The sequence below is a fragment of the Vibrio sp. 10N.286.52.C3 genome (genome assembly GCF_041468865.1).
Taxonomy (GTDB): domain Bacteria; phylum Pseudomonadota; class Gammaproteobacteria; order Enterobacterales; family Vibrionaceae; genus Vibrio; species Vibrio crassostreae_C.
In genome coordinates this window covers 60,942-61,184 of the sequence record NZ_JBFRJM010000011.1, presented here as the reverse complement: position 1 = coordinate 61,184, position 243 = coordinate 60,942, and the positions used below count along the sequence as shown (strand labels likewise).

Sequence of the window (243 nt, the reverse complement as noted above, 5' to 3'; positions counted from 1 at the left end):
CTTGGCATCGCCAGAGCTTTCAACCGGAGCTTCACTTTCGGTTAGAGTAGCTGACTCCGCTTGTTGAGCTTTCTTGGCTTTAGCGCGAGCAATGGCCGCAGCGACAGCATCTTTCTTAGCATCGCCAGAACTTTTAACCGGTGCTTCACTTTCGGTTTGAGTAGCTGATTCTGCTTGTTGAGCTTTCTTGGCTTTAGCACGAGCAATAGCCGCAGCGACTGCGTCTTTCTTGGCATCGCCAGA

At 51.4% G+C, this 243-nt stretch carries 1 protein-coding gene; it reads right to left on the bottom strand.

Annotated features, from left to right (window positions below):
• Window positions 1-243, bottom strand: a 243-nt coding sequence (locus tag AB4138_RS04460; protein WP_372305114.1) for a hypothetical protein, incomplete at both ends; no start/stop codon positions are given.